Annotated in this window: 25 protein-coding genes; 12 read left to right on the plus strand and 13 right to left on the minus strand. The window is 55.8% G+C overall.

All coding sequences use genetic code 11. The features are described 5' to 3' along the window. Positions 1-18: 18 nt before the first annotated feature. Positions 19-291: a hypothetical protein gene (locus tag JQC75_RS16605; protein WP_203325124.1), complete on the minus strand. Its 273-nt coding sequence runs from the start codon at positions 289-291 to the stop codon at positions 19-21. A gap of 637 nt (positions 292-928) precedes the next feature. On the opposite strand from JQC75_RS16605, the gene JQC75_RS16610 reads away from it, so the two are divergent. Both JQC75_RS16610 and ric read left to right on the plus strand, forming a co-directional pair. Further along, complete coding sequence (locus JQC75_RS16610; RefSeq protein ID WP_203325125.1) at positions 929-1315, plus strand: DUF3718 domain-containing protein; 387 nt, start codon at positions 929-931, stop codon at positions 1313-1315. Positions 1316-1722: 407 nt separating this feature from the next. Next, complete coding sequence (gene ric, locus JQC75_RS16615; protein ID WP_203325126.1) at positions 1723-2427, plus strand: iron-sulfur cluster repair di-iron protein; 705 nt, start codon at positions 1723-1725, stop codon at positions 2425-2427. Positions 2428-2451: 24 nt separating this feature from the next. Here ric and JQC75_RS16620 read toward each other — a convergent pair whose 3' ends face one another. Together JQC75_RS16620 and JQC75_RS16625 are read right to left on the minus strand one after the other, a co-directional pair. Then, the gene (locus tag JQC75_RS16620; RefSeq protein ID WP_239002032.1) at positions 2452-2904 is read right to left on the minus strand and encodes an Sbal_3080 family lipoprotein; all 453 of its coding nucleotides are present in this window, start codon (positions 2902-2904) and stop codon (positions 2452-2454) included. Positions 2905-3033: 129 nt separating this feature from the next. Next, positions 3034-3930, minus strand: a complete 897-nt coding sequence (locus JQC75_RS16625; protein ID WP_239002033.1) for a DUF72 domain-containing protein — start codon at positions 3928-3930, stop codon at positions 3034-3036. A 40-nt stretch (positions 3931-3970) separates the two neighbouring features. On the opposite strand from JQC75_RS16625, the gene JQC75_RS16630 reads away from it, so the two are divergent. Next, positions 3971-4117, plus strand: a complete 147-nt coding sequence (locus tag JQC75_RS16630; protein ID WP_203325129.1) for a hypothetical protein — start codon at positions 3971-3973, stop codon at positions 4115-4117. A 60-nt stretch (positions 4118-4177) separates the two neighbouring features. Here the strand turns inward: JQC75_RS16630 and JQC75_RS16635 are convergent, their stop codons facing one another. Both JQC75_RS16635 and JQC75_RS16640 read right to left on the minus strand, forming a co-directional pair. Beyond that, positions 4178-5200, minus strand: a complete 1023-nt coding sequence (locus JQC75_RS16635) for a porin (RefSeq protein WP_203325130.1) — start codon at positions 5198-5200, stop codon at positions 4178-4180. Between the two features lie 59 nt (positions 5201-5259). Further along, complete coding sequence (locus JQC75_RS16640) at positions 5260-6597, minus strand: MFS transporter (protein ID WP_203325131.1); 1338 nt, start codon at positions 6595-6597, stop codon at positions 5260-5262. A 258-nt stretch (positions 6598-6855) separates the two neighbouring features. On the opposite strand from JQC75_RS16640, the gene JQC75_RS16645 reads away from it, so the two are divergent. From JQC75_RS16645 to JQC75_RS16660, 4 genes are all read left to right on the plus strand, one after another. Further along, positions 6856-8115 (plus strand): ABC transporter substrate-binding protein, encoded by a 1260-nt coding sequence (locus JQC75_RS16645; RefSeq protein ID WP_203325132.1) that lies wholly within the window; start codon positions 6856-6858, stop codon positions 8113-8115. Next, positions 8115-10490 (plus strand): ATP-binding protein, encoded by a 2376-nt coding sequence (locus JQC75_RS16650; RefSeq protein ID WP_203325133.1) that lies wholly within the window; start codon positions 8115-8117, stop codon positions 10488-10490. The genes JQC75_RS16645 and JQC75_RS16650 overlap by 1 nt, the downstream gene beginning before the upstream one ends. Next, on the plus strand, positions 10462-11742 hold the full coding sequence (locus JQC75_RS16655; RefSeq protein WP_203325134.1) for a sigma-54-dependent transcriptional regulator: 1281 nt from the start codon (positions 10462-10464) through the stop codon (positions 11740-11742). The genes JQC75_RS16650 and JQC75_RS16655 overlap by 29 nt, the downstream gene beginning before the upstream one ends. A gap of 63 nt (positions 11743-11805) precedes the next feature. Further along, on the plus strand, positions 11806-12297 hold the full coding sequence (locus JQC75_RS16660) for an AlbA family DNA-binding domain-containing protein (RefSeq protein ID WP_203325135.1): 492 nt from the start codon (positions 11806-11808) through the stop codon (positions 12295-12297). 20 nt (positions 12298-12317) lie between these two features. Here the strand turns inward: JQC75_RS16660 and JQC75_RS16665 are convergent, their stop codons facing one another. The 7 genes from JQC75_RS16665 to lptM all read right to left on the minus strand — a co-directional run bounded on the left by JQC75_RS16665 (position 12318) and on the right by lptM (position 17570). Then, a complete protein-coding gene (locus JQC75_RS16665) occupies positions 12318-12887 on the minus strand; it encodes a HupE/UreJ family protein (protein ID WP_203325136.1) in 570 nt (189 codons plus the stop codon). Between the two features lie 134 nt (positions 12888-13021). After that, a complete protein-coding gene (locus JQC75_RS16670) occupies positions 13022-13738 on the minus strand; it encodes an HAD-IA family hydrolase (protein WP_203325137.1) in 717 nt (238 codons plus the stop codon). After that, a complete protein-coding gene (gene xerC / locus JQC75_RS16675; protein WP_203325138.1) occupies positions 13738-14628 on the minus strand; it encodes a tyrosine recombinase XerC in 891 nt (296 codons plus the stop codon). The genes JQC75_RS16670 and xerC overlap by 1 nt, the downstream gene beginning before the upstream one ends. Positions 14629-14630: 2 nt before the next feature. Beyond that, a complete protein-coding gene (locus JQC75_RS16680; protein WP_203325139.1) occupies positions 14631-15266 on the minus strand; it encodes a DUF484 family protein in 636 nt (211 codons plus the stop codon). After that, complete coding sequence (gene dapF / locus JQC75_RS16685) at positions 15263-16090, minus strand: diaminopimelate epimerase (RefSeq protein ID WP_203325140.1); 828 nt, start codon at positions 16088-16090, stop codon at positions 15263-15265. Before dapF ends, JQC75_RS16680 begins: the two co-directional genes overlap by 4 nt. A 62-nt stretch (positions 16091-16152) precedes the next feature. Further along, positions 16153-17397, minus strand: coding sequence for a diaminopimelate decarboxylase (lysA, locus tag JQC75_RS16690; RefSeq protein WP_203325141.1), 1245 nt, complete (start codon positions 17395-17397; stop codon positions 16153-16155). 11 nt (positions 17398-17408) lie between these two features. Then, positions 17409-17570, minus strand: coding sequence for an LPS translocon maturation chaperone LptM (lptM, locus tag JQC75_RS18950; RefSeq protein WP_239002034.1), 162 nt, complete (start codon positions 17568-17570; stop codon positions 17409-17411). Between the two features lie 80 nt (positions 17571-17650). On the opposite strand from lptM, the gene cyaY reads away from it, so the two are divergent. Then, positions 17651-17983 (plus strand): iron donor protein CyaY, encoded by a 333-nt coding sequence (gene cyaY / locus JQC75_RS16695; protein ID WP_203325142.1) that lies wholly within the window; start codon positions 17651-17653, stop codon positions 17981-17983. A 24-nt stretch (positions 17984-18007) separates the two neighbouring features. Here cyaY and JQC75_RS16700 read toward each other — a convergent pair whose 3' ends face one another. Next, entirely contained in the window at positions 18008-20437 is a 2430-nt protein-coding gene (locus JQC75_RS16700; protein WP_203325143.1) for a class I adenylate cyclase, read from the minus strand. A 205-nt stretch (positions 20438-20642) separates the two neighbouring features. On the opposite strand from JQC75_RS16700, the gene hemC reads away from it, so the two are divergent. The 4 genes from hemC to JQC75_RS16720 are packed head-to-tail and all read left to right on the plus strand — an operon-like array spanning position 20643 to position 24708. After that, positions 20643-21575, plus strand: a complete 933-nt coding sequence (gene hemC / locus JQC75_RS16705; protein WP_203325144.1) for a hydroxymethylbilane synthase — start codon at positions 20643-20645, stop codon at positions 21573-21575. Between the two features lie 2 nt (positions 21576-21577). After that, positions 21578-22297 carry a uroporphyrinogen-III synthase gene (locus JQC75_RS16710; protein WP_203325145.1) on the plus strand — a complete coding sequence of 240 codons (720 nt, stop codon included), beginning with the start codon at positions 21578-21580 and terminating at the stop codon, positions 22295-22297. Positions 22298-22354: 57 nt separating this feature from the next. Then, positions 22355-23545 carry a uroporphyrinogen-III C-methyltransferase gene (locus JQC75_RS16715; RefSeq protein WP_203325146.1) on the plus strand — a complete coding sequence of 397 codons (1191 nt, stop codon included), beginning with the start codon at positions 22355-22357 and terminating at the stop codon, positions 23543-23545. Continuing rightward, the gene (locus JQC75_RS16720) at positions 23542-24708 is read left to right on the plus strand and encodes a heme biosynthesis HemY N-terminal domain-containing protein (RefSeq protein WP_203325147.1); all 1167 of its coding nucleotides are present in this window, start codon (positions 23542-23544) and stop codon (positions 24706-24708) included. The genes JQC75_RS16715 and JQC75_RS16720 overlap by 4 nt, the downstream gene beginning before the upstream one ends. Positions 24709-24833 lie beyond the last annotated feature (125 nt).

Raw genomic sequence — 24833 nt, forward strand, 5'->3', positions numbered from 1 at the left:
TGGCACCGCGCCTTAAATTCAGCGTCCAGCCCTGTCCGATACCTGCCCGTCCTCTGCGGCCGGGCGTTTGGCCATTTCCTCGCGGCGAACAAACACAAAGGTGAGATACATCTTGGTGGGCAGGGAGAGCGCCATGCCAACGGCCACACACAGGGCGCTGAGGATAATACCCTTTACCCCCATCGCCTCGACCGTCTCATTAAAGTTGTGCAGGTAGATCCCGAGCAAAATTAACGAGATGCCAAGCAGCATCAAGGTTTTCAGCACTCGAATGAGCGTCTCATCGCGCATCTGTGGTTACCTGCATCTCCTGCAGTGCCCGCCTTTCGGGGTGGGAGCCGCATAAGCTCAATCTGATACAGCCCAAGCTAACCTATTACGACAGATTTACCCTGATCTGGATCAGTGATGCGCTTGTCCTTTCGTCCCTTTATTTCCTTATTCCCTGATTCCCCTTACTCCCTTACTCCCTTACTCCCTTACTCCCTTACTCCCTTACTCCCTTACTCCCTTACTCTCTTATTCCCCTTATTCCCCTTATTCCCCTTATTCCCTTTAATCCCTTTAATCGCTCTTTATCCCGGAATGCATCACAGCCCACGGTGAACGACGCAGGCAGCACTGGGCTGGCTCAGGCGGCACAGCCTTCAGCAGGGCCGCACCGGCGACAGGTTTCAGCCCCTCGCAGATGTTAAATCTGTTTCCGGTGACATTTGCAGACACATCTGCTTACTCAGCGACACTCGGCAATACAGAATTTCCATTCAGATACAAGTCTCCTACAAGCGCTTACAGCTTTTCCATGCAGAAGTTCCTACAGTGAATGTGCACTGAGCGCACCTGATTGGGGCGGCGCTCACAGGCAAAGCCTTACAGAGCCCATCACAGGGCCGGGAAACTAACAGGTCATCATTGAAGGAACAAACTAATGAAAGCTCGCATCATATTGATACCCGCATTACTGCTGGGATTAACCGCCACAGCAGGCGCCACCGAATACCGCTTTATCGCCGCCGACAACAGCCCAGAAACCCTGATGTGTGTGGCTGCTGGCAGTAACAAGCTGACCAAGCTGAGGATGCAGATCACTGAGTCCAATGCCAGTGCCCGCTACCATGCCAACAGTATTCGCTGCAACGACAAGAGCATTGCCCAGTTTGCCTACGCCTATGGCGCCGACAAGGCCTATGACTATTTGGCCTCTCACTCACGGGATAAAAACCGGGTGATAGAAAGCGTGACCATTAAAGATCTGTCCGCTGCCGCAAGCCAAAACAGCGACGAGATAGTGTACGTTCAGGTGTCTTCCCGCTAAGCGGTTGCTTTATCTGGCAAGGTCCCCACCGGGTTTTGCCCTGCATGGTTGCGTTCTGACCGGCAGGGTCCCGGCGCACCTGATACGCCAACCGCCTCACATCCAAGCCCTTTTTGGTTTTCTCATTGCCATTTGTACACGCTCACATCCCAGACTCGCTTTAGGTAGTCTCAAATGGCCTGCTGATTGCGAAAAGGTGGGCGCCTTATCAGCGCAGCGCTGACACAAGATGCGTAAAGCACACTGGCAAACCCCGTTTTACCGAGTGTTAACCGCCCCTTGGCTACTCCTTTTGGCATAAATTGGCCCCCATCCTGTGATTAACCCAGCAAAATACTCAGGCTTATATTGCCGCCATCGGCGTGGGTTTTTAACATGCATACAGATTGCAGCTAAAGGAGCGCATTATGTATTCACAGGCTTTACTCGAATGTTCAGTTGGTGAATTGGTGGCACAGGACTACAGGCGCGCCCATGTGTTTTCCCGCTTTGGCATCGATTTTTGCTGTGGCGGCGGTCGCCCCCTCAAAGAAGCCTGTGACAGGGCTGAAGCCGACCCATCCGAGGTGATGCAGGCATTGTTACACAGCGCTGCCAATGGCACTGCCGAAGACCAGCTGGACAAGCTGCCTCTGCCGGAACTCATTGACTATATCGAGGCCACCCATCACACCTATGTGAGAGAAAAGGCGCCCCTGCTGCTGGAGTATGCGGCCAAAATGGTTCGCGCCCATGGCGAAAACTACAGCGAAATCAAACCGCTGGCAGGTTGGATCCGGGCACTCGTGGACGACCTGATGCCGCACCTGCTCAAAGAGGAGCAAATCCTCTTTCCCGCCATTCGCGCCCTCGCGGCCGGTGAGCAGGTCAATGGCTGTTTCGGGCATATTGGCAATCCGGTCAGGGCCATGGAGTATGAGCATGAAGACGCGGGCAACGTGTTGAAAAAGCTCAGGGAGTTAACCGATGACTTCACCCCGCCACCCCATGCCTGCACAACCTGGCGCATCTGCTACCACACGTTGGCCGAGTTTGAAGTGGATCTGCATCGCCACATCCATCTGGAAAACAATGTGCTGTTTCCAAAAACACTGAAGCTCACCCTGGGGTGAGCTTCATCGAGCTTACACAGTGAATCAGGGCGCCACTTGCCAGGGGACGACCGGGGTAGCGGCTGACTGCTTTTGTGCCAGCAGCTGCTCAATCAGTTCACGGATTTTGGGCTCGGCGTCGATAAACTTACTCATATTGGCGCCGCCCATGCGGGCGTCATAGATTGCCTCACCATCCAGCTTGCCCTGATGGAATACCTTGATTTCGGCGTAGACCAGATACAGCGCCAGATCCCAGGCCCAGCTGGCAGTGTAAGTGGCCGTCCATTCGCAGCCATCCCGGGCATCCAGCTCTTTTACCACCCGATAGTTGATTTGCTTTTCCCGCAGTACCTTCTCCATCTCCAGCAAAAATCCTTCCCGCACATCCGGATTTTCCAGGATACAGATGGCGGCCTGCTTATCGAGATTGACGGGATCGACATGCTGCTTGATGGTGCACCCCGCCAGCACCCCAACGGCTAAAACCAAGGTCATGATCTTTTTCATTATTACCCCCAGAAACACTGAGTTCCCCGACTATCCGGGTCAGGGCTTCTCAGGCATAGCCTGAAAAGCCATGTAACAAATATAAAACAAGAACAACTTCCGCGTAGGACTTTGATACTAGAGCGCAAGACCAATCTGACCACGGTCAGAGTCGGCCCGATTCAGCGTCACCGATGGCAAGGGCAACCCGGGGTGCAACGCCTGCAGATGCTCTGCGACCCGCGCCACCAGTTCGGCAGCAAGCAGCGGGGCGTCACTGTTATCCGGCGTATGGATAAAAAGATAAGGGGAGCGACCTTCGGCCAGCCAGCCGGCGAGTTTGCCAAGCCAGGGGGCAAAGAAAGCCTGATTATCGGCGCAACCAGGGTCGGCAGGTTTGCCACCCACCCCCCATGCAGCAGGGCTATGGGGCTGGGCAATAAAGCGCACCACCGGATGGGCACCCGTGGCGATGGGATGTACCGGCACCCGTGGCTTTTTTTGGTGGGCATCGATAATGGCCTCATTGATGGGTGGCAGCGCAAACACCGGTCGGGTATCCATGATGATGCGATTGATGCCCTTGTCCATCAACAGGCGATTGAAGCCTCGCTCTGCCTCCCCCTTGGCAAAAAAGGCGCTGTGTCGCACCTCCACCCCAAGGCAAATGCCTTCAGGCAGCAGCGATAAAAACCGCTCCAGTACCGGTAAAGACTCCGGCCCAAAGCGGGCTGGCAGCTGGATTTTCCACACCCCGGTTTTCGCCATCAAGGGTTCAAACAGCTGAAAAAATTGCAATACTTCCTCACGGCAATCGCGTAGTGAAAGCTCGTGGGTGATACGTCTTGGCAGTTTGAAGGTAAAGCGAAACCCATCCGGCGTTGCCCTTTGCCAAATACTCACCTGCTGCGCCGATGGCAGCGCATAAAAGCTGGTGTTGCCTTCCACTGTGTCAAATACCCGGCCGTAGGCGGCCAGCCGCGCTTCGGCATCGATACCGGGAAACAGGCTTTTCCAACCGGGATGGGACCACATGGCCATACCAACGCGGATATGGGGTATTTCGGGGAGTAACATGTCGGCTGAAGTATTGAAAGGGGTGGCCCACCTTAACCAAAGCGGCGGGGCTTGTCACGGCGAAGGCTTAAATCCAAGAGGTGGTGCAGAGAAGGAAAAAGTGGCCGTCGGTGAAGAGGCGCCCGACGGCCATTGCCCAGGGTGAAGGAGCAATCACGAGCCAATGCCCGCTTGAGATAGCTGTTACAGTGGAAACAAGCTGAGGTTAAAAGTCGTAGCGAACCCCCAGAGTGATAAGGTCGTCATCGAGGGACACATTCACACCGCCAAGCAGCAGGTCGCCATCGAAGCGGGTGTAATGGCCGTAAAGTTGGGTGCTCTTTGCAAGCTTGTAGTTGGCGCCCACACTCAGCTGACTCAGGTCAACCTCGCTGACGTCACTGAGCTTGCCGTCGGTTTGCGACTTGATAAAGCGCGACACATATTTGCCAAGGCCGGCATCATCCTGGCCGTACTCCAGCTTCAGCCGTGTCTTACCCAGGTCCCAGGCGAGGTTCACAAACCAGCTGCGACCATCGAGGGCGGCAAGTTGCGGGTCCTGATGCTCGCTCTGCTGGAAGATACCGCCCAGCGTCCAATCACCCAGTTTTACCTGAGTCACGGCGCGGCTGGCGTCGATGTTGTCGATGCCGCTGTTGTAGGCAAGGGCCAGATACCAGGGCTGCTTCTTGAGGGATGCATCACCGGCAGTGGCCGAGACCGCATAAGCCGCCTCATCGGCGCCATAGTTATCGCTCAAAAGATAAGTGCCGTTAAGCTGCACCCATCCTGCCAAACTGGGCGACTGATAAGTGAGGCTGTCGCCAAAGCGGCCCTGACCCGGCAACAGGCGATCGATATCCGAGTTGCTGGTGCCGAAAATATCCACCTTGCCTTCGGCGGTTTTGAACACGCTGTCATTGCGGCCAAAGGTCAGGGCGCCGAAATCGGTTTTCACCCCAATGTAGGTGTTACGGGGTTTGAAGGTTTTGCCTGAGTTATCGAAGTTATCAACCCCAAACTCCAGCTTGTAAAACACTTCCAGCCCTTCGCCTATGGCTTCGCTGCCTTTCACCCCGATGCGGGATGAGTTGTTTTCCAGTACGGTACCTGCCTTGCCATTTTGGGCGGCCACACCGAGGCCAGAGTCGGTAACCGACAGATTGATACGACCATAGAAGTCAGCGTCGGCGGCCAGGGCGGCGCTGCCGGGAGCAAGCAGAGCCAGTGCAATAAGCGTCTTGTTCATGATGAAATTCCTTACGCGTTTGGTTTGCTTCGGGCCACCCGCTGGTGGCCCGGCCGTTATCAGTAATCCACGACTTTCTTGGCGTTCCACACACTCATGGCGAGGAACATGGACACCACGGCAGCGGCGAGCCAGAAGTACTGGGCGGTGGCAAAGTCATAGTGTTTTACGCCATCCACTTCATGGATTTTGATAAGAGACGCAGACACGATTTCCTGAGCAGAGGCGGCGATGTATGAACACAGGCCAATAAAGCCTTTCACCGCGCCAACGGCTGTCTTGGGCATCAGGTCACAGGCAGTAAGACCGGCCAGGAACACCACCAGACCACCGATGGCATAGCCAATCAGACCAAGAGCAACCGCATCCACCACCCGGCTTTGAGGCCCCCAGAACATCAGGCACAGACCGGCGATGTTGGCCAGACCGTACAGCAATGTTGGGATGTGACGATTGGCGTTAAACAGCTTGTCAGAGATGATCCCGGCGAGGATAGCACCGGCGAAACCAGCAATGGGGTAAGCCGACATGGCAAAGCCCGCATCAATCAGACTGTAGCCTTTGGACTCCTGCAAATAGAGCACGGCCCAGGAGCTCATGGCATAGCGTGAGATATACATGGCAGCACAGGCAAGGGCGATGATCCACACGGTAGGCTGCTTGAGGATAAACAGCTGGGCGCGGCGGATTTCCTTGGGATCGACCTTCTTTTTGATCTCGGCTTCTTCGCCATAGGCAACCGCTGGTTCTGGCAGACCATAGGTTTGGGGTCTGTCTTTGAGCGCAAAGTACATGGCGATGGCAGCGGCAAAGGTGGCAATACCTGCACCCACAAAACCGGCTCTCCAGCCAAAGAAGCTCACTACGGTGGCGGTCAGAATCCAGGTGATACCCTCACCGATGTTGCGCGAGCCACCCCAGATGGAGTACACAGAGCCCCGCTGTTTCGGCGAGAACCACTGGAAAATCGACACGCACGACGGCGCACTGCCCACCGACTGAAACCAACCATTCATCGCCCACAAGAGGATGAAGAAGAAGGTGGCAGTGTTCATACCCATCATCAAACAGGTGATGGCCGACAACCCCAGCGACACCGACATAAAGCGGCCGATGTTGGCGTAGTCCGACAGGAAGCCGTTGGAAAACTTACCCACTGCATAGGTTAAGAAAAATGCCGAGCCTATGATCCCCAGTTCCTCCAGGGTCACAATGCCGGCGTCCAGCATAGGTTTCTTTGCGACGTTCAAACTCATGCGGGCGACGTAGAACATGGCATAACCCAGCACCAGTCCCAAGAACACCTGCCATTGATATTTCTTATAAATAGAGCGGATTTTTTCCGGTGTCCCTTCAATCAGGGGCTGATCCGGCCGCGTTTTGAAAAAGTCCAGCATCTGCCTTCCTCCCACGTTAAGTTGCTCGTTCGCCGGGATCCGGCTCCCGACTCGCCAGCATCTTTTCAGGCACAATTGCCGGATACAAAAGCGGCAAACTGAGTCAGAATTAACTCAAAAGGCAGAATTTCCGGGTCAAATTTGGAATGGCTACACTCACCCTTGAGCACAGATTGTTGGAAAATAGGCCAACCTTGAGTCAGTTCCGACTCAGCAGGTTGTAAAAAACGTTAAGAATTGATTAAAAAGTTTTGAGCCATGACACAAAAATCCCTGCTCGTCCTACTGCTGATGCTCTTGGTTGGCTGGCCGCTAAACGGCCAGGCAAAAGAAAACTGCCTGGTGATCCTCACCTCTTTTTCCGAGCTGCCCTTTAAAGGACTGGTCGATAAGTTCTCGGCGCGGGAGCAGTGCGACGTGCGGGTGATTTATCGCCGTACCCTGCCCGCCATCCGGCTGCTGACCGATGAGAATCAGCCCCGCATCGATTTGGTGGTGTCATCTTCCCCCACCCTGTTCCAGACTCTGCATGAGCAAAATCTGCTGGCGCCACTGGGTGAGCTGCCCGCCGCCCCCGCCTGGCTCAAACGCCACAGCCTGCCCGCCGCCGATTATGTGCTGCCGGTGGCCTATTCAGGGATTGGGCTGATGTTTAATCGCGACTATCTCAATAAGCACGGGCTGCCACAGCCCAAAAGCTGGCAGGATCTCGCAGAGCCCGGTTTTAACGGCCATGTGATGATGAGCTCCCCCAGCCATTCGGGCACGACCCATATGATGGTTGAAAACATATTGCAATCAGAAGGATGGGATGAGGGATGGGCGCTTTTAATGCGCATCGGCGGTAACCTGGCCTCCCTGTCGGCCCGAAGCTTTGGGGTGAGTGATGCCATCAGCCGGGGGTTGGTCGGTGCCGGGCCCGTGATAGACAACTACGCCAGCGTGGCCCGCAGCCATTTTGATTATCTGGGCTTTACCTATTTGCCCGACACAGTGATTTTGCCCACCTATTGTGGCCTCACCACCAAGGCTGAACACGCCACCAAAGCGCGGCAGTTTTTAAGCTTTTTGCTGTCGGCCGAAGGCCAGACCATTCTCACCGAACCCGAATTTGCCAAAATCCCCCTGAGTGATGACAAGCTCGCCAACAGCACGGCCTTTGTTATCGAAAAGCAACAGCTGTTTTTACGCAACAACGTTATCAAGGCGGTGTTTGAACAGGCCATTGCGCAGCAGCTGCCCAAACTCCGCTACACCTGGCTTGCCATCATCAAGGCCCAGGGCGCCATGAAAGACTCCCCGAAAAACCATGACATATTGCGTCAGGCGATGACTCTGGCCAGTCGGGTGCCCATCAGTGAAGCCGAGGCCATGTCCCCCGATTTGCAGGCGGTGTTTGCCGACTATGAGCAGCAGCCCTCGGCGCAAATGGAGCGCACCATGCAGGACTGGCGTATGCAGGTAGCTCAGCAGCTGGAGCAGGCCATGGCACTGGTTCGCACCCTGGAGTACCCCTGATGTCCCAGTCCCATTCACCCTTGGGCAGACGGCTCTTTATTGCCTTTTCGGCCATGTTGGGACTGACCTTGTTGGTGGGCCTCACCAGCCTGCTGATGTGGGACAGGCTCAGTGCCCAGGTCAGCAGTATCGTCAGTGAAAGCGTGCCCACGATTAATGCCACCTACAAACTTGAGCGCGCCAGCAACCGGCTGTTGCAACTCCTTGGGCAACTGCCCGGCGCAGAGGACGAAATCACCCTGCTGACACTGGAGCGGCAGGTAGCCGAGGCCATGGGCGAGCTCGAGAACGCCTATCTGGTGAACCTGCACAGTGACGATGAACTGGCCCTGCAGCAGGCCCGCTTTGCCGACCTGGAGGCGTTGATTCAGAGTCAGAGTGAGCTGCTGCGCCACCAACTGACACTGGCGCAGCACCTCTCGTCGCAGCAAAAACAGCTGGCGCGGCTGCATCAGGACTTAACCGATGAAATGACGCCTCTGCTGCAGGAAGTGGCCTGGCACCTGAGCGCACAGCTTGGCAACCGCACCTCGGTTAACACCATCAATTCGGTGCTGCAGGAATTTTCGGTGCTGCAGAATATCGCATTGAAAGAAAATGAAATTCATCAGCTCAGTGTCGAGATTATCAACCAGCGCCATCAGCGGGAGCTGGAACATGCCTTCTCGTTTATAGGCTTTCAAATTGATGAATTGAAGCTGCTCACCACCCAGCTCGCGGCCTACCCCTCTACCGTGAGCCATCGCCAGATTCTGCAGGAACTGGTTGAGCTGGTGAAACCCGATGGCGCCCTGCATCAACTGCTGACAGAAGATGTGGAAAATCAGCGTCAAATCAGAGGGCTGCAACCCAAAATTAATGAGCTTATCCAGCCCTATCATGCTCAGGTGGTCACGGCAGTAACCCAGGCGAACACCCGTCTGGAGTCCTTGGTGCGGGCGACCAACCGCCAGGTGAGTCAGGGCAAGGCCTGGTTGCTGCTTATCCTCACCGGGGCGCTGATTTTAAGCACTTTCGTGCTCACAGGCCTTATCTCGCGGCGCCTGATTGGCCGCCTGAACCTGCTCAGCGAAGATTTGGCCAAGGTATGCAACAACGACCTGTCGAGCCCCTTAAGCGTGCGTGGCAATGATGAGATTGGCCGTCTGGGTGAACAGCTGCTGCAGTTTCGTGCCCAGCGGCAACTGATGGACAAGACCAACGCGCTCAACCTGATTAACAACACCCAGGCATGCCTGATTACCTGCCTGATGGACGGCACCATAGAATCGGTTAACCCCACCGCGAGGGAGCTGTTGCCCCTGGGAAATGAACCGGAGCAATCGCTGCTGTGGCAAGCCTTTCCCCCGGCGGCCGCGCAGCAACTGGCTGACCAGTTTGCCCCGGGCAGCAGCTTACAGGTGCTCGGCCAGAGCGACTGTCTGCTGGAGCTGGGAGGCAACGAGGAGCAGGCCTTCTGGCACTTTGATTTTCGCCGCTACGAACAGGCGGGGGAGCTTAAAACCATTATCACCATCACTGACATGACACGGCAGGAGCTTAATGCCCGCGAGCTGTCTGAACGGGTTGCCGAGCGAACCCGGGATCTTAAAGAAAAAAATCAGCAACTTGAGCAGGAAGTCGAGCGTCGTACCCAGGCCCAGAATGATCTGCTGCGCGCCCAGGATGAACTCATTCAGGCCGCCAAGATGGCAGTACTGGGCCAGGCAATGACCAGCATGGCCCATGAGCTGAACCAACCCCTGTCGGCCATATCCACCTTCCTCTACACCAGTCGTCTGGCCGCCGAGCAGGGCGATACCGCAATGCTGACCGATAATCTCGAGCGCATAGGTCAGCTCAGTCAGCGGATGCACCGCATTGTGGGCGCCCTGAAGGAATTTGCCCGCAAAGGCCCACAAGTCCGGGTCCGGGAAGCCGTTTCGCTGGGCGAAATAGCCGATAATGCCCTGCTGCTGCTCGCCCCAAGGATAAAACGCGAGAACGTGCAGGTGGAGAGCCACCTCGACACCAATCTCAGCGTTATCGGCGATCCGGTCGAGATAGAACAGGTACTGATTAACCTTTTGGTCAATGCACTCGATGCCATTGCAAGCTGCGAGCAAAGGCAGATTCTTATAGAACAGCTGCCGCAGCCCGGCAGCACCCTGATTGCGATACAGGACAGTGGCCAAGGCTTCCCTGAGGCCGTGCTGCAAAAGCTCTTTTCACCTTTTGTCACCACCAAGGAAGTGGGTTTGGGGCTTGGGCTGTCTATTTGCCGAACCCTGATGGAGCGCCAGGAAGGCGATATCCGCCTTGCCTGCTCCATGGAAGGCAATACCCTGATGCTGCTGGAGTTTAATCATGTCCCATCTGCTGAAACCCAAGCCTAATCTGCTGCTTATCGATGACGATGAAGACGTGCTGGACGCCTGCCGTCAGCTGTTTAGTCTGTCCGGGTATCAGGTGCGGGCAACCAGCTCACCGCAAAAAGCGCTGGAGGTGTTGAGCCGCGACTGGAACGGCGTGGTGGTGAGCGACATCTATATGCCCGCCATGCACGGGCTGGAGCTGCTTGCTGCCGTGCACCACATTGACCCGCAGATCCCTGTCATCATGATAACAGGTCATGCCGATATTCCTCTGGCGGTGAAGGCCGTCAAACAAGGGGCAGCCGACTTTATCGAAAAACCCCTGGACCCGCCGACGTTTCTTGCCCTTGTGAAAAAAGCGGCCACCCAGCGCCACCAACTGATTGACCTGCGGCAAAACATTCAGGACTCCCTGGCCGGTCAGCTCCTTGGCAGCAGCGCCCAAATCAATGACCTGCGTGAGCAGCTTGGGCAGCTCGCCTTAACCGACAGAGACGTGATGCTGGAAGGCCCCCGCGGGGTGGGTCGCAATACCCTGGCGGCCCTGCTGCATAAACTCGGGCCCCGCTGTGACGGCCCACTGCAACAGCTGGAATGCGCTCTGGTGGAAAGCCCGGAGAAACTGCAGCAGGCGGTGGAGGCAAGCCGCGGCGGCACCCTGATCTTACGGGAGCTTGAGCACCTTGCCACCGACAGCCAGCGCTGGCTGGCGAGTTTCCTGCTGGATCAGGAACGCAGGGGCAACAAGGAAGTACGCACCATTGCCATTCTGGAAAGCCAGCCCGAAGCCCTGGTGCAGGAGCAAACCCTTACCCCCGAATGCTTTTACTATTTCTCTCAGGTCAGGCTGCGTCTGCCGGCACTTTGCGAACGGCCAAGCGATATAGTGCCCCTGTTTATGGCCTTTTTGAAAGAAAGCTGCCGCCGCTTGTCCCGCAAGATGCCCGCGGTGGAAAACCGCTATCTGGACAACCTCAAGCAGCACAGCTGGCCCGGTAATGTGCGTGAACTCAGAAACGTGGCCGAGCTCTATGCGGTCGGTATCGTCAAGCTGGCCAATGTACAGCGGATTGCCACCGCGCCGTCGGTCAAAGGCCCATTGGATGAACTGGTGGACGACTATGAAAAGCGCCTGATTGAAGATGCGCTGTTTCTGTTCTCTGGCCGGGTATCAGAGGCGGCGGACTACCTGAATGTGCCCCGTAAGAAATTGTATTTGAGGATGAAAAAGTACGGTCTCGATAAGGAGTGTTTTAAGCCGGGACGGGGCTAATGGCGCTGGCCATGGAGTAAAACCCGTGTTATATCAGGGAAAAGTGCAGTTCAAGGACAGCCCATGACCCAGTTCGCCCTCGATGACATTCAGCATCTGCGTGAGTCGGTGCAGGTGGAGTTTAAGCTGGCAGCAGGCCGGGATGGCAAGGGACAGCTGCCTGAAGGCATGTGGGAGAGCTACAGCGCCTTCGCCAATACATTGGGCGGCGAGATTATTTTGGGTGTGCGGGAATCTCAGGGCGAGTTCACTATTGAAGGCATAGCCAACCCGCTGCCGATGCTGGAAGACATCTGGCGTATTCTCAAGGACCCGCGGCGGGTGTCCTGTAATGTACTGTCACCAACAGATGTTCAAATTATTGAGCTCGCGGGTAAAAAGCTCATTCGCCTGCACGTGCCCGAGGCCGCCGCCCACCAAAAGCCGGTATTCCTCGGACCGGATCCCTATACAGGCACTTTTTTCAGGGTGGATTCGTCAGACATGCGCGCCAGCCGTCGTCAGGTCAGCCAACTGCTGAAAAAGCAGCGCCGCCTCTGTCCGCCGGAACAATAGGCCGCAGAAAGCTCGGCGTCTCAGAAGAACCACAGCAACAAGCCCAGGGACGTGATTATCCCTCCAAGCCCACGCAGCAAGGGTTTTGGCGTTTCTATCAGGCTCAGATACCAGGCTACCGCACCGCCAAACAACATAATGGCCACAGTACCCATACTGATCCCCAGGGTATACCAGACGGGGTTTGCCCCCATGGGAATTTCAGCGCCATGGGCATGGCCATGGAACAGGGCAAAAATGCCTACCAGAGCCTGAGCAAACGACAGCGGCACTTCGCGCCCCATCAGCAAAGCCAGCCCCAGAAGAATCCCTGACAGTGCTATGCCCGGCTCCACCCAGGGCATGGGCACCTGCAGCAAGCCAATAACGTCACCAAAGATAAAAAACAATAAAAATGCCACCGGCACGGAAATCTGCGCCCTTCCGCCAAGCTGCATGCCGATAAGGCTGGCCGCAAAAATGGTCAGGAGATGATCCAATCCGAGAAAGGGATGGATTACACCGGCCAGAAATCCTTCGTTGGCGTAAATATCGTGGGCAGCAGCAGGCCATGCCACCATGGTTAAGATGACAAATACTAACGAAAACATGACTTTTGGCCTGAGCATGCGCTTCACCCTTCCCCTTTCCATTGAGGAGGTTATAGGCTAACAGGTTAAGAATGTTAAAGAAATGATAAGTTCAGACTGAATTTGTATCGGGGCTCGCTTTAGTGCTTCGCGATTTACAGCAGAGCCAGCAAAGCATCCAGCTTCTGAATTTGCAGGTGAGGCAAAGGCGATGCAAGGGGGCGCGGCTGTGTTCCTCCATGTGCAGGGTTGAGCAGCACCGCCTGGCAACCAGCCTTGAGCGCCCCCACCACATCGGCGCTGTGGCTGTCCCCTACATGGAGCAACTGCTCAGAGGCTATGCCAAGGCGATTGCATCCCATCCGGAACAAATCGTCCACCGGCTTCATCCGCACCCCACTGCCCGCAGCGAGCACAAAGGCCAGCCGGTCCCCCAGGCCTATGCGCACCGGGTCAACATTGCCGTTGGTGAGACCTATCAGGGGGTATTTTTGCCCGAGTTTTGCCAGTAGCTGTAACGAGCTATCTGGTACCCGAAAATGGCTGCGAGCCCGGATAAATTCATCCATGACGGCGCGGGCAGCCATTGTGGCTTCTGCTTCCGGCAGACCAAAATATAGCAGCCCCGAATGCAGGGTCAGTAATCGCAGTGCCGTGGGGTCGTGGGCCAGCATGGGATGATGGGCCAATACCCGAAGCTTGTGATGACGCCATTCATCCCGCCCCCAGGCCTTGGTCACCGGATAATGGCGGGCAAGATACATGAGCTGTGCAAGCTCCGCCGCCATAATCACGGGCCGGTTGTCATACAGGGTGTCATCCAGGTCAAAACTGATGGCGGCAATGGGTTTCAGGCGGCGAAATATCTGCATCAATCCCCCTTCTTGCGCGCCCGGGGGTGAGCACCGTCGTACACCTTGGCCAGATGCTGAAAGTCGAGACTGGTGTATATTTGCGTGGTGGCGAGATTGGCGTGACCCAATAATTCCTGCACGGCCCGCAAATCGCCACTGGACTCCAGCATGTGGGTCGCGAAGGAGTGCCTGAGTTTGTGTGGATGTACTCCAACGCTGAGACCTTGTATTTTGGCCCATTTCTCCATACGCGACTGAATACTGCGATGGGAAAGCCTGCTGCCCCGGGTAGAGACAAAGAGCGCATCGTCCTGACAGGGCATCTGTGCCCTGACATTCAGCCAGTCGGCGATGGCGGCCAGGGCGACACTGCCCACGGGTAAAATCCGTTCCTTACTGCCTTTTCCCAGTACCCGCACTTCCCGACTCTCGCGGTCCAGGTCCTTCACATCCAGCGCCGCCAGCTCGGCCAGACGCAGGCCGCAGGAATAAAACAGCTCCATGATGGCCCTGTCACGCAGCGCCAGGCCATCTTCCGGTGGAATATCCAGCAGGTGGTTGACCGAATCAGGGTCGAGGTTTTTCGGCAAGGTTTTGGGCTGTTTCGGCGCACTCAGGGTAGCGGCAGGGTTGGTTTCTATCAGGCCTTCTTTTAACAGAAACTGACCAAATTGCTTCAGCGCGGACGCGGTGAGCGACAAGGAGCGTGGCGACAGCCCCTGGCGATGCAGCCGGGCCATCAGGCCACTGAGATCCTGGCGACTCAACTGCTGCCAGCTCCGCTGCCCCAGCAGCGTATCGGCGCGTTCCAGTTCAAAGCGATAATTACGTACCGTCATGGGGGACAATTGCCGCTCGGTGGCAAGGTAGCGGGTAAAACGTGCCAGCCAGTCGGCTTGGTCGGCCATGGTTACAACCTTGGCAACAGATGGTCCAAAATCCGCCGCAGCTGATCCAGCAGCAAGTTGTCCATCTCGGGATGAAAATGGGCCGGATCCTGACTGGCGATGGCAAATACCACCTGACCGCAATGTTCAGACAAGCGGGTCAGCGCCACTGAGCCCACTTCAGAACCAAACAAACGCCGTGACTCACTGGCGGTGAGACGGCCGAAATAGTGACCCCGGGCGAGGCGGTTGCTCCAGATGGCCGAGAGTTCACTGTCCACATCATGCACCGTGATAAGCCTGACATGGGTAAAGCCAAACTCGCCCATCAGCGCCTGGGACAGGGTCTGACGAACATCCCCCAGGTCTTCGCTTTCCAACAACATGAATTGCAAATCGTTGTTGAAGCGAAAGATTTTCTCGTTTCTGCGGGCCTGGGTCATCAGGGCAGTAATTTCTTCTTCAAGCTGGGCCACCCGGCTTCTGAGCATTTCCTGACGGCGCTCGAGGAGCGATACTGTGCCCCGCTCATTGTGGGACATGCGCATCGCCAGCAACAGCTCGGGATAACGACCAAAAAAGTCCGGATTATCCAGCAGATACTCGCGGATTATCTGTTCATCAAAGGGCGCTTCTGTCCTGTGTTTGGGATCTGTCATAACTGGATTTGTCCGTCGTATACCTGCTGAGCCGGGCCTGTCATCCACAGGGGTTTGCCCTCGCCATCCCAGCTGATGGTCAGGCTGCCACCGGGTAAGTCTACCCGCACACGGCTACCCAACTTACCCTGGAGTTGCCCCACCACCGCGGCGGCGCATGCACCGCTGCCACAGGCAAGGGTTTCGGCCGCACCGCGCTCGTACACCCTGAGCTTGATATGATCAGGGGCTATCACCTGCATAAAGCCGACGTTAACCCCTTTGGGGAAACGTTCGTGGCGCGTCAACTGGGCCCCCACCTCAGCCACAGGGGCCTCGGTGATGTCATCCACTTCGAGCACCACATGGGGGTTACCCATGGACACGGCGCCACACAAAAAGGTTTGCTGTGCCGACTGCAGCAGGTAGGTTTTTTCAAATTTTTTGGCTTTAAAGGGGATTTGTGCCGGGTCGAGTATGGGCACGCCCATATTCACGGTCACCCCACCATCGCGCTCGAGGCGCAGCGTCATCTTGCCTGCACTGGTGCTGACCTTGATTTTATGCTTTTGGGTGAGCCCTTTATTGCGCACGAAGCGGGCAAAACAGCGTGCGCCATTGCCGCACTGCTCCACCTCGCTGCCATCGGCATTGAAAATGCGATAGTGAAAATCCAGATCCGGGTCATAGGGCGGCTCTACCAACAACAGCTGATCGAAACCGATACCGAAATTGCGGTCGGCCAGACGACGAATTTGTTCCGGCGAAAAGAACACGTTCTGGGTGACACCGTCGACAACCATAAAGTCGTTGCCCAGACCATGCATCTTGGTGAAGTGGATCAAGCTATGCTTCCTTAGCGCCGGGCCAGTGCTCCGGCGCCCAAAAATCGGGTACTTTCCCCAGTTTACGGCAGGAGTTGCTCTCCTTGCCAGAGCTGACTGAGTTTTTCCCGCTCACGTACCACATATGCCTTGTCACCATCCACCATCAGCTCGGCCGCACGGGGGCGGGTATTGTAGTTGGAGGCCATGGTAAAGCCGTAAGCACCGGCGCTGCGCACCACCAGAAGATCGCCACTGCCTGCGGCCAGTTCACGGTCTTTACCGAGGAAATCACCGGTTTCACACACGGGGCCGACCACGTCACAGCGGGTAGTTGGCTGATTGGTTTTAACAGCGGGAATGATGTTCTGCCAGGCGCCATAGAGGGACGGACGGATAAGGTCATTCATGGCGCCATCCACAATCACAAAGCGCTTATCACCATTATCCTTGGTGTACAGCACCTGGGTGACAAAGATACCTGCGTTGGCGGCAATGGCACGGCCCGGCTCAAAAATCAGCTTCAGCGGACGACCATTGAGTTTTTCGAGGATAGCAGCGGCATACACATCCGGATGCGGTGGGGTTTCGCCGTTGTAGGTCACACCCAGGCCGCCCCCCACGTCAAAGTGTTCAATCACTATGCCCTGCTCTGCCAGGCGGTCAATCAGGGCCAGCATGCGATCCATGGCATCGAGGAAGGGCTTAAGTTCGGTCAGCTGTGAGCCAATGTGGCAATCCACGCCTTTGACTTCCAGATTCGGCAGGGCGGCAGCGCGCGCAAACAGGGCCTCAGCCTCCTCCATGGGAATACCAAACTTGTTTTCTTTCAGGCCGGTGGAAATATAAGGATGAGTCCCTGCATCCACATCGGGATTGACCCGCAGTGACACGGGCGCCACCTTGCCGACGCGGCCGGCGACCTCATTCAGGAGCTCAAGCTCAGCGCCCGACTCCAGGTTAAAACACAGAATGCCGGTTTTGAGCGCCAGTTCCATTTCGGCCACGGTTTTGCCCACGCCGGAAAACACCACCTTGGCCGGATCGCCACCTGCTTCGATAACGCGGCTGAGTTCACCACCGGAGACGATATCAAAGCCACTGCCAAGACGGGCCAGCACATTGAGTACTGCCAGGTTGGAGTTGGCTTTGACCGCATAGCAAATCAGGTGAGGATGCGTCGCTACAGCGCCATCGAAGGCATGCCAGTGGCGCTCGAGGGTAGCACGGGAATAAACATACAGGGGTGTGCCATGTTCAGCGGCAAGGCTTGCCACATCGCAGTCTTCGGCAAACAGCCGCTCGTCACGGTAGAGAAAATGATCCAAGGTAGGCGTCCTTATTGTTTGCGCTCATCGATTTTGGGTGTATCGGCTGCCGGAGCAGTTGCCGGTTGCTGAGCCTGATTCTCGGGAGCAGGCGGTGTCTTATAGAGCGGGCCTTTTTGGCCGCAGCCCAAAAGCAGCAGGCTAACAAGCAATAGGGATAAATACAGTCTCATTTTTCTCAACTTCAATGCATAAGGCGCGGGTTTGGCCTTATAATCGCATTCAAGCCCAAGATTGAAAAGGACCAACACACATGGCGATGACAGACACAGAGTTTCACCATTTGGCCGATGAGATGTTCAATATCATTGAAAGCGCCATCGAAAACGCCATCGACAATGAAGACGCCGATGTGGACATCGACAGTTCCGGCGGGGTGTTACAGCTGACCTTCGAAGACAATTCCAAGGTAGTGATCAATAAGCAGGAGCCGCTGCATGAAATCTGGTTGGCGACCCGCTTTGGTGGTTATCACTTTGGTTTTAAAGAGGGTAAATGGATTGACGAGCGTAACGGCGGTGCCGAATTTATGCCGTTTTTGAAAGAATCCATCAAGCGCCAGGCCAATCTGGACCTTTGCTGGTAACCCGTTCACGGCGTCGGTTGGGGGCTAAAACTCGGCCCCCATATCTTCTCTGGCCATTCCCACGGGCTGTGCCTTCAACTCCCCCTGCATTCTCACCAGCTGGAAAAATTGCGGCAAGTTAAAGCGGCCGTGCATTTCATACAAGCCCTCAAAGGCATGTTGCTGGCTCACTTTACTCACCAGCGCCTCCACCGTGGTGCCGTGCTGGACATAGTGGCTGATTTCATTCTTGTGATTGAGAATAAAGACATCAATACCGGCTTCTCTTGGCCGCAGGAAATATTGAATCACATCCTCGGTGGCATAATCCTGGATAAGCTCGGGCACGCTGGCGAAGGGGTCGTCGCCCAATCCGGGCCTGGGGATCGACAGCAGATGACCACGGCTCATTTGCTTATAAATTGAAGGCGCATCGGCAAGGTCTTCATAAGCCACGCCCAGAGTATTAAAGAACAATCCGTAGCTTCGAGTGCCGATTCGCAGTGGCTGAACCAGCGTCGATGAGGCGTTGGCCTGACAACTGAGAGTTGCCACCTGTTTCAATAACGAGTGTACCGCCAATTCAAGCTGAAAGGTTAAGCGCGTGCTGCAACCCAGGGTGCGCAGATCCAGCTTGCCTGCTGCCCTTCGGATCCCGGGCGCCAGAAAGGTCATGGCCTTAAGCAGTGCCTGCTCCCCCTCAAAATGGTGTGCATGCCACTCGCCCCAGGAGTTGAACGACAGCACATCCAGTGAGCCCAGCATATTGCGCTGGGTGCGACCGAGTGAAAACAGGTTGGCATTCATGATATCCACCAGGACTTCCTGACCGGGCCAATCTGGGGTGGGGTCATGTTCCAGGTTGACCAGTAACACCAGTTTTCGGTAGTGCCAGGGCTGACACAGGTCCTGTTTGGAGACCTTAAGTTCGGTATCCCGAATCGCCTCCCGCAAGCGTTTGCCCGTGGCGGCAAGGCGTGCACCCAGCTTGCGCTCGCCGTAACAGTACCACTGGGTCTGGTCATCACAGACCTGATTAATACAGGACCAGAGCAGCAGCGACGCGAGGTTATCGGCAACATATACCGCCGCCTCCCCCTTCAAGGCCGATGCCTGGGGCTCCTGACGATAGAGGTAATGGGTCCTGTCTGACTGACTGGTAATCACCGTCAGCACAGGCTCTTGTAACCGGCTGCTCCAGAGTGGATTCAACTTGGACACCAGATGTTTGTCTTCATTGAAGCAGGTGTGCAACTTGCGGGTGAGCATGCCCAGGTCTTCGACCCTGAGCCCCTCATTAACGCCGTGATTGGCCGCAAAACGCAGCAGGGTTTGATAGCTCGCCAGCATCAGCTCATTCAATTGGGCGTTGAACCACTGTAGCTGCCCCGTATGCCATTCTTCACAGTCATCCAGAGTCTGAATCAGGGTATCGGGCCATTCCCAGGCCGACACCAACAGCTGCATCTTCAGGTAGCGCCAATCCTTGGGTTGCTGGGGATGGCTTAAACGCACGGCACATTTGAGATAAAAGCAGCGCCGCACAATCTCCAGCCGGCGATGGTCCTCAATCGCAAGCAGGTATTCTTCAATCGCTTCGTACAATAAAAAGTAAGGGTCGTTGGCGGTGGAAAAATCCCCTTTGGTGGTGTGAAGCCACACCCTGGCACTCAGCTGCTCAGTATTGGGGTAACGCCATGCATAGGCCTCAAGCAGCAATACCTTTAGCAGCGCCTTATGGGGTTTGACCAAGCCTTTATAAAGTTGCCATAACGAGGCGCTGAAATATTCGCTGGCGGGCAAGCTTTGCACATCCCCCAACCAGAGGCCCTCACTGGTGGACCTGGCATCCGGCCACCAATACAGAGGTTTACCGCCCAGGCAAATCTGGGTGCGGTAAAACTCCTCCAGGAGCAGCCAGTGCTGCGCGCTGCCACTGTGTTCTACCCCCAGCCTTACCTGACCGTTCCCCGAATAGCTTTTATCGGCACGAAACTGGAAGGGATGCACCAGATAAAAGTTCACCTCAAACTCAAAACCCGCAAACCATTGATGCAAGAGCGCCAACTTATCGGCCAGGGCCAGAATGTCATCGGCGGACAAATTAGGCTCGTGAATCACCCATACATCAACGTCGCTGAAAGGGTTTTGTCCGAAGCTGCCGGTGCTGCCCATGGCATAAATACCTTCGATGGCATAAGGCCAGTCGGCACGCAGACTGGGCAGTCCCAGAGACAAGACGCTGGCGGCTTCCAGATGGGGTTCCTGGGGTTCAAAACTTGCCAGACCACAGGGTGTGGCATGACCGTTGTAGCCGGGAATTCGGGGGCCATGAAAGTGCAGCAACAGCGGAATCGCATGCAGCAGGTGTCTTTTGAGGGGAGAAAGCAGTGCCAGGGCCCGTGCCAGTCGCACCTTGTTGAGGCGTTCTGACAAGCTTAAAGCAGATGTTGACCACCGACTGTGCGCGATCATCTTAGTGCGTCACCATTCCCTGGACCCAAAGTTACCCCATGCTAGCACCCAGGAAGGCGAACGCAAACATTTGCGATGAAGATCACATTTTTGCGAGCGGTTTCCCCCTCCACACCGCAAAGATGCGACGGCGGTTCCTTACATAGTCGCCGAGGCAATGTTAGCATTGGCGCAACTAACGCAGACCATAAGATGGAAAATCGGCATGTCTCAAAACCTTATTCGTATCGCGACCCGCAAAAGCCCCCTTGCCATGTGGCAGGCTGAGTTTGTTAAAGCAGAGCTCGAGCGCATTCATCCAGATTTGACCGTGGAACTGCTGCCCATGAGCACCAAGGGCGACGTTATTCTGGATACGCCCCTGGCCAAAGTAGGCGGCAAAGGCCTGTTCGTGAAAGAGCTGGAAGTCGCCATGCTGGAAGGCCGTGCAGATATTGCCGTGCACTCCATGAAAGACGTGCCGGTGGATTTTCCCGAAGGCCTGGGCCTTGAAGTGATTTGCGAGCGTGAAGACCCACGGGACGCTTTTGTGTCCAACACTTACAAGAGTATCGATGAGCTGCCACAGGGCGCTGTGGTAGGTACCTCCAGCCTGCGTCGTCAGTGTCAACTGCGTGCACGTCGTCCCGACCTGATTATCAAAGACTTGCGTGGTAACGTAGGCACCCGCCTGGCAAAGCTCGACTCCGGCGAATACGATGCCATCATTCTTGCAGCAGCGGGCCTCATTCGCCTGAAGCTCGCCGAGCGTATTGCGGGTTTTATCAGCACCGAAGAGTCGCTGCCAGCCAATGGTCAGGGCGCTGTGGGCATTGAATGCCGCACCGATGATGCGCGTGTCAAAGCCCTGCTGGCACCGCTGGAACACAAAGAAACCCGTCTGCGAGTGCTTGCTGAGCGCGCCATGAACACCCGCTTGGAAGGAGGTTGTCAGGTGCCTATCGGCGCATTTGCCGAAATTGAGGCCGACACCCTGACACTGCGAGGCTTGGTAGGTAACCCCGATGGCAGCGAAGTCATCACAGGCACAGTGACAGGTTCAACTGCCAACGCCATTGAGCTGGGTCATCAGCTGGCCGATGATTTGCTCAGCCGCGGCGCCAAAACCATTCTGGATGCAGTATACGCCCGGAACTAACCATGAAGCTGCTGCTTACCCGTCCCGAGGGCAAGAACGCCGCCATGGCCAGTGCACTGGATGCGCTGGCCATACCCTATTTGGTGGAGCCCTTGTTATCGGTGCAGGTAGCCGACGTCACCCCGGTGCAGCTGGATACACTGTTCAGCGCCGACATACTGATATTTATCAGTACCAGCGCCGTCAGCTTCGCCGAGCCCTGGATGCAGGGCCATTGGCCAGATGCCGCCTATTATGCGGTGGGAGATGCCACAGCCGATGCCCTGGCTTTGCAGGGTATCAAGGCAGAACGTTCACCCACCGACAGTCAGGCTACCGAAGGCTTGCTGACTCTGCCCTCTCTGGCCCATGTATCCGGTAAACAGATAGTGATAGTCCGGGGCAAAGGCGGCCGCGAAGCCATGGCCGACGGTTTGCGGCTTCGCGGGGCTAACGTCAGCTATCTTGAGGTCTATCAGCGCGCCTGCCCACCGCTGGATGCATCTGCCTGTGTCGGTCGCTGGCAATCCTTTGGCATAGACACCATAGTAGTTACCAGTGGTGAAGTACTGGAAAACTTGATAAATCTGGTTCCCAAAGACAGTTTTGCATGGCTCATAGACTGTCATATCATAGTCCCCAGTGCCCGGGTCGAGATCCAGGCAAGGGAAAAGGGACTTCTTCGAGTCACTAACGCCGGAGCAGCAAACCAGACCGCCGTGCTGGACGCATTGGGCATTTGAGCTTTTGCTGCTTTGGTTTCCCTGAATTGCACGCTTTCTAGCATCAAGGACTGTTTCATGGAAAACCAACAGCAAGAGGCCACCGCAGCAGAGTCCAACGCTTTGCCTCCTACACCTTCTTCTCAGCCCAAAGACCCAGCCTCTACAAAAGAACCCCGTCACGGCAGCTCATGGGCTATGCGACTGGCCGTATTGGTGGCATTGCTCATGGGAGGCAGCGCCCTCGCCGGTGGCTATTACCTCTATCAGCAGTTGGTGGAGCAATACCACTACACCTTGTCGGTGGATGAGAAACAAAGCGATGCCCTGAAAGACCCCCTGTCGCGTCTGGGTCGTTTGGAGCAAGGGCTGAAACAGATAGCACAACTGGAAAGTGAGCTTGGGCGTCTTACCGCTGATCAGAGTGCCCTGGAGCGACGCCTCACCAATCTGTCTCAGAAAACCCCCGACGACTGGTTGATTGCCGAAGCCGACTATCTGGTACGCATGGCAGGCCGTAAACTGTGGCTTGAGCAAGACCCAGCCACAGCGCTGAGTCTGCTGAAGGCGGCCGATGAGCGTATCGCCGCCATGCAGCAGCCTTCGCTGTTCAGCCTGCGTAAAGCCCTCGCTGCCGATATGGAGCAGGTGGCTTCTGTCCGCAGCACAGATATCGCCGGCAACGTCTATGCGCTGGACGAAATCATGAAACGTATTGAGCAGCTAACGCCGGGCCGTAATAAACAGGAATACACAGCGCCGACGGATGAGACCATCAGCGGCTCCCTTAAAGACTGGCAAACCAACCTGGCAAAAAGTTGGAAAGCGCTGATTAATGACTTTGTGACCGTACGTCAGCGCACCGGCGATATTACGCCGCTCCTTTCCCCTGAGCAGGAGTGGTATCTGAAAGAAAATATTCGCACCAAGCTGCTGCAGGCCCAGCTGGCTCTGTATCGCCACGATGAACTGAGCTTCCGGGAAGCCGTTTTAATGGCCAGCGGTTGGGTAAAACTGTATTTCAGTGTGGACTCAGGCACCGGGGCGCAAATACTCGAGCGTCTGGACGCTCTGGCCTCCCTGCGTATTGATGCAGTCCCCATCAGCAAATTCCAGTCCAGCGACATGCTCAGAACCCTGGCTCAGGAAGGCGTCAAGGCACCTTTGCCAATGCCAAGCCCCGCACCAACACCAACCGTCAATCCGCTGCCCGAGCCAGATCAGGAACCGGAACCTTCAGCAGCAGCCGAATCGGAGGCTGAGGCATGATCAAGACGCTGATTTATCTTGGCATTATTCTGATTGGGCTGTGTTTAAGCCCCTATATTGTCGGCAATACCGGCTACCTGTATTTGTCAGCCTGGGGCTACGAAATAGAAACCAGTCTGGTGTTTGCCATTGTGGTGCTGGTAATTGCCTACGGCGTTATCGTGATTGCCGAATGGATAGCGGTCAAATGCGTTACCCTGCTGCTGGGCAGCCGTTACTTGCCAGAACGCTGGCGACGCAATGCCGCCAAGCGACACACTCTGAGCGGTGCACTGGCACTTGCTGAAGAAAACTGGCCCGATGCCGAGCGTTTTATGGTAAAGGGTGCCGCAAAAGGTGAACTGCCCGCACTGAATTTGCTTGCTGCTGCAAGGGCGGCACAGTACCAGGGCAAATATGCCGAGCGCGACGACTATCTGGAAAAAGCGGTCACCGAACCGAATGCAGAAACCGCAGTGTTCACCTCCCGAACCCGCTATCTGCTAAAGCAGGGGCAGCTGGAACGCGCCAGGACGGCTCTCAATCATTTGGCGCCAACCAGTAAAAGCAGCGCCGCCGTAGTCAAACTTGCCATGGAAGTCTATCTCTCCCAGCAGGACTGGCGGGCATTACGCGAGCTTTTACCCGCCATTAAAAAGCAGGCGCTGCTCAATGAAGCCAGCTTTGAAGACTTGTCCATCAAGGTTAGCGTCAACCTGCTTGAGCAGGCGGGCAACAAAGATTGGGACACTCTGGATAAGGAATGGCAGTGGCTTTCCCGCAGCGAAAAGCAGCACAGCGCCAACCGAGCCGCCTACGCACTTGGGCTGGCCAAACAAGGGAAAAAGGCGGAAGCCATTAAATTACTCTTCAAAGATCTGGCATCTTTACCCGAGCCTCAAGTTCTGACGCTGCTACCCCAAATCCTTAATGGTCAGGATGAGGCCCCAAGGCAACAACTGCTCAAACTGGCACCCAAATATGACGATGTGCATGAGTATCACGAATGTATGGCGCGGCTTTGCCAGCAGGCAAGGGAGTTTAAAGCCGCCAATGAGCACTGGCGCAAAGCCTGCGAGTTAAATCCATCCAAAGAAAATTGGCTGGCCCTCGCAGAGCTCGACGAGCAACTCGGCAATGCCGAACTGGCACTGCAACATTATCGCAAGGCCGCCAAGACCTGACGCCATCCCCTAAAACATTTTATTAACACAAACAAGGCGTTTTCATGGTTTTAGCCATGGAAACGCTTTTTTTTTATTTGTCACCTACACTATATATAGGCATTTCCTGATGAATAAACCACCAG

It is taken from the genome of Shewanella litorisediminis (assembly GCF_016834455.1).
In the GTDB taxonomy this organism is placed as follows: Bacteria; Pseudomonadota; Gammaproteobacteria; order Enterobacterales; family Shewanellaceae; genus Shewanella; species Shewanella litorisediminis.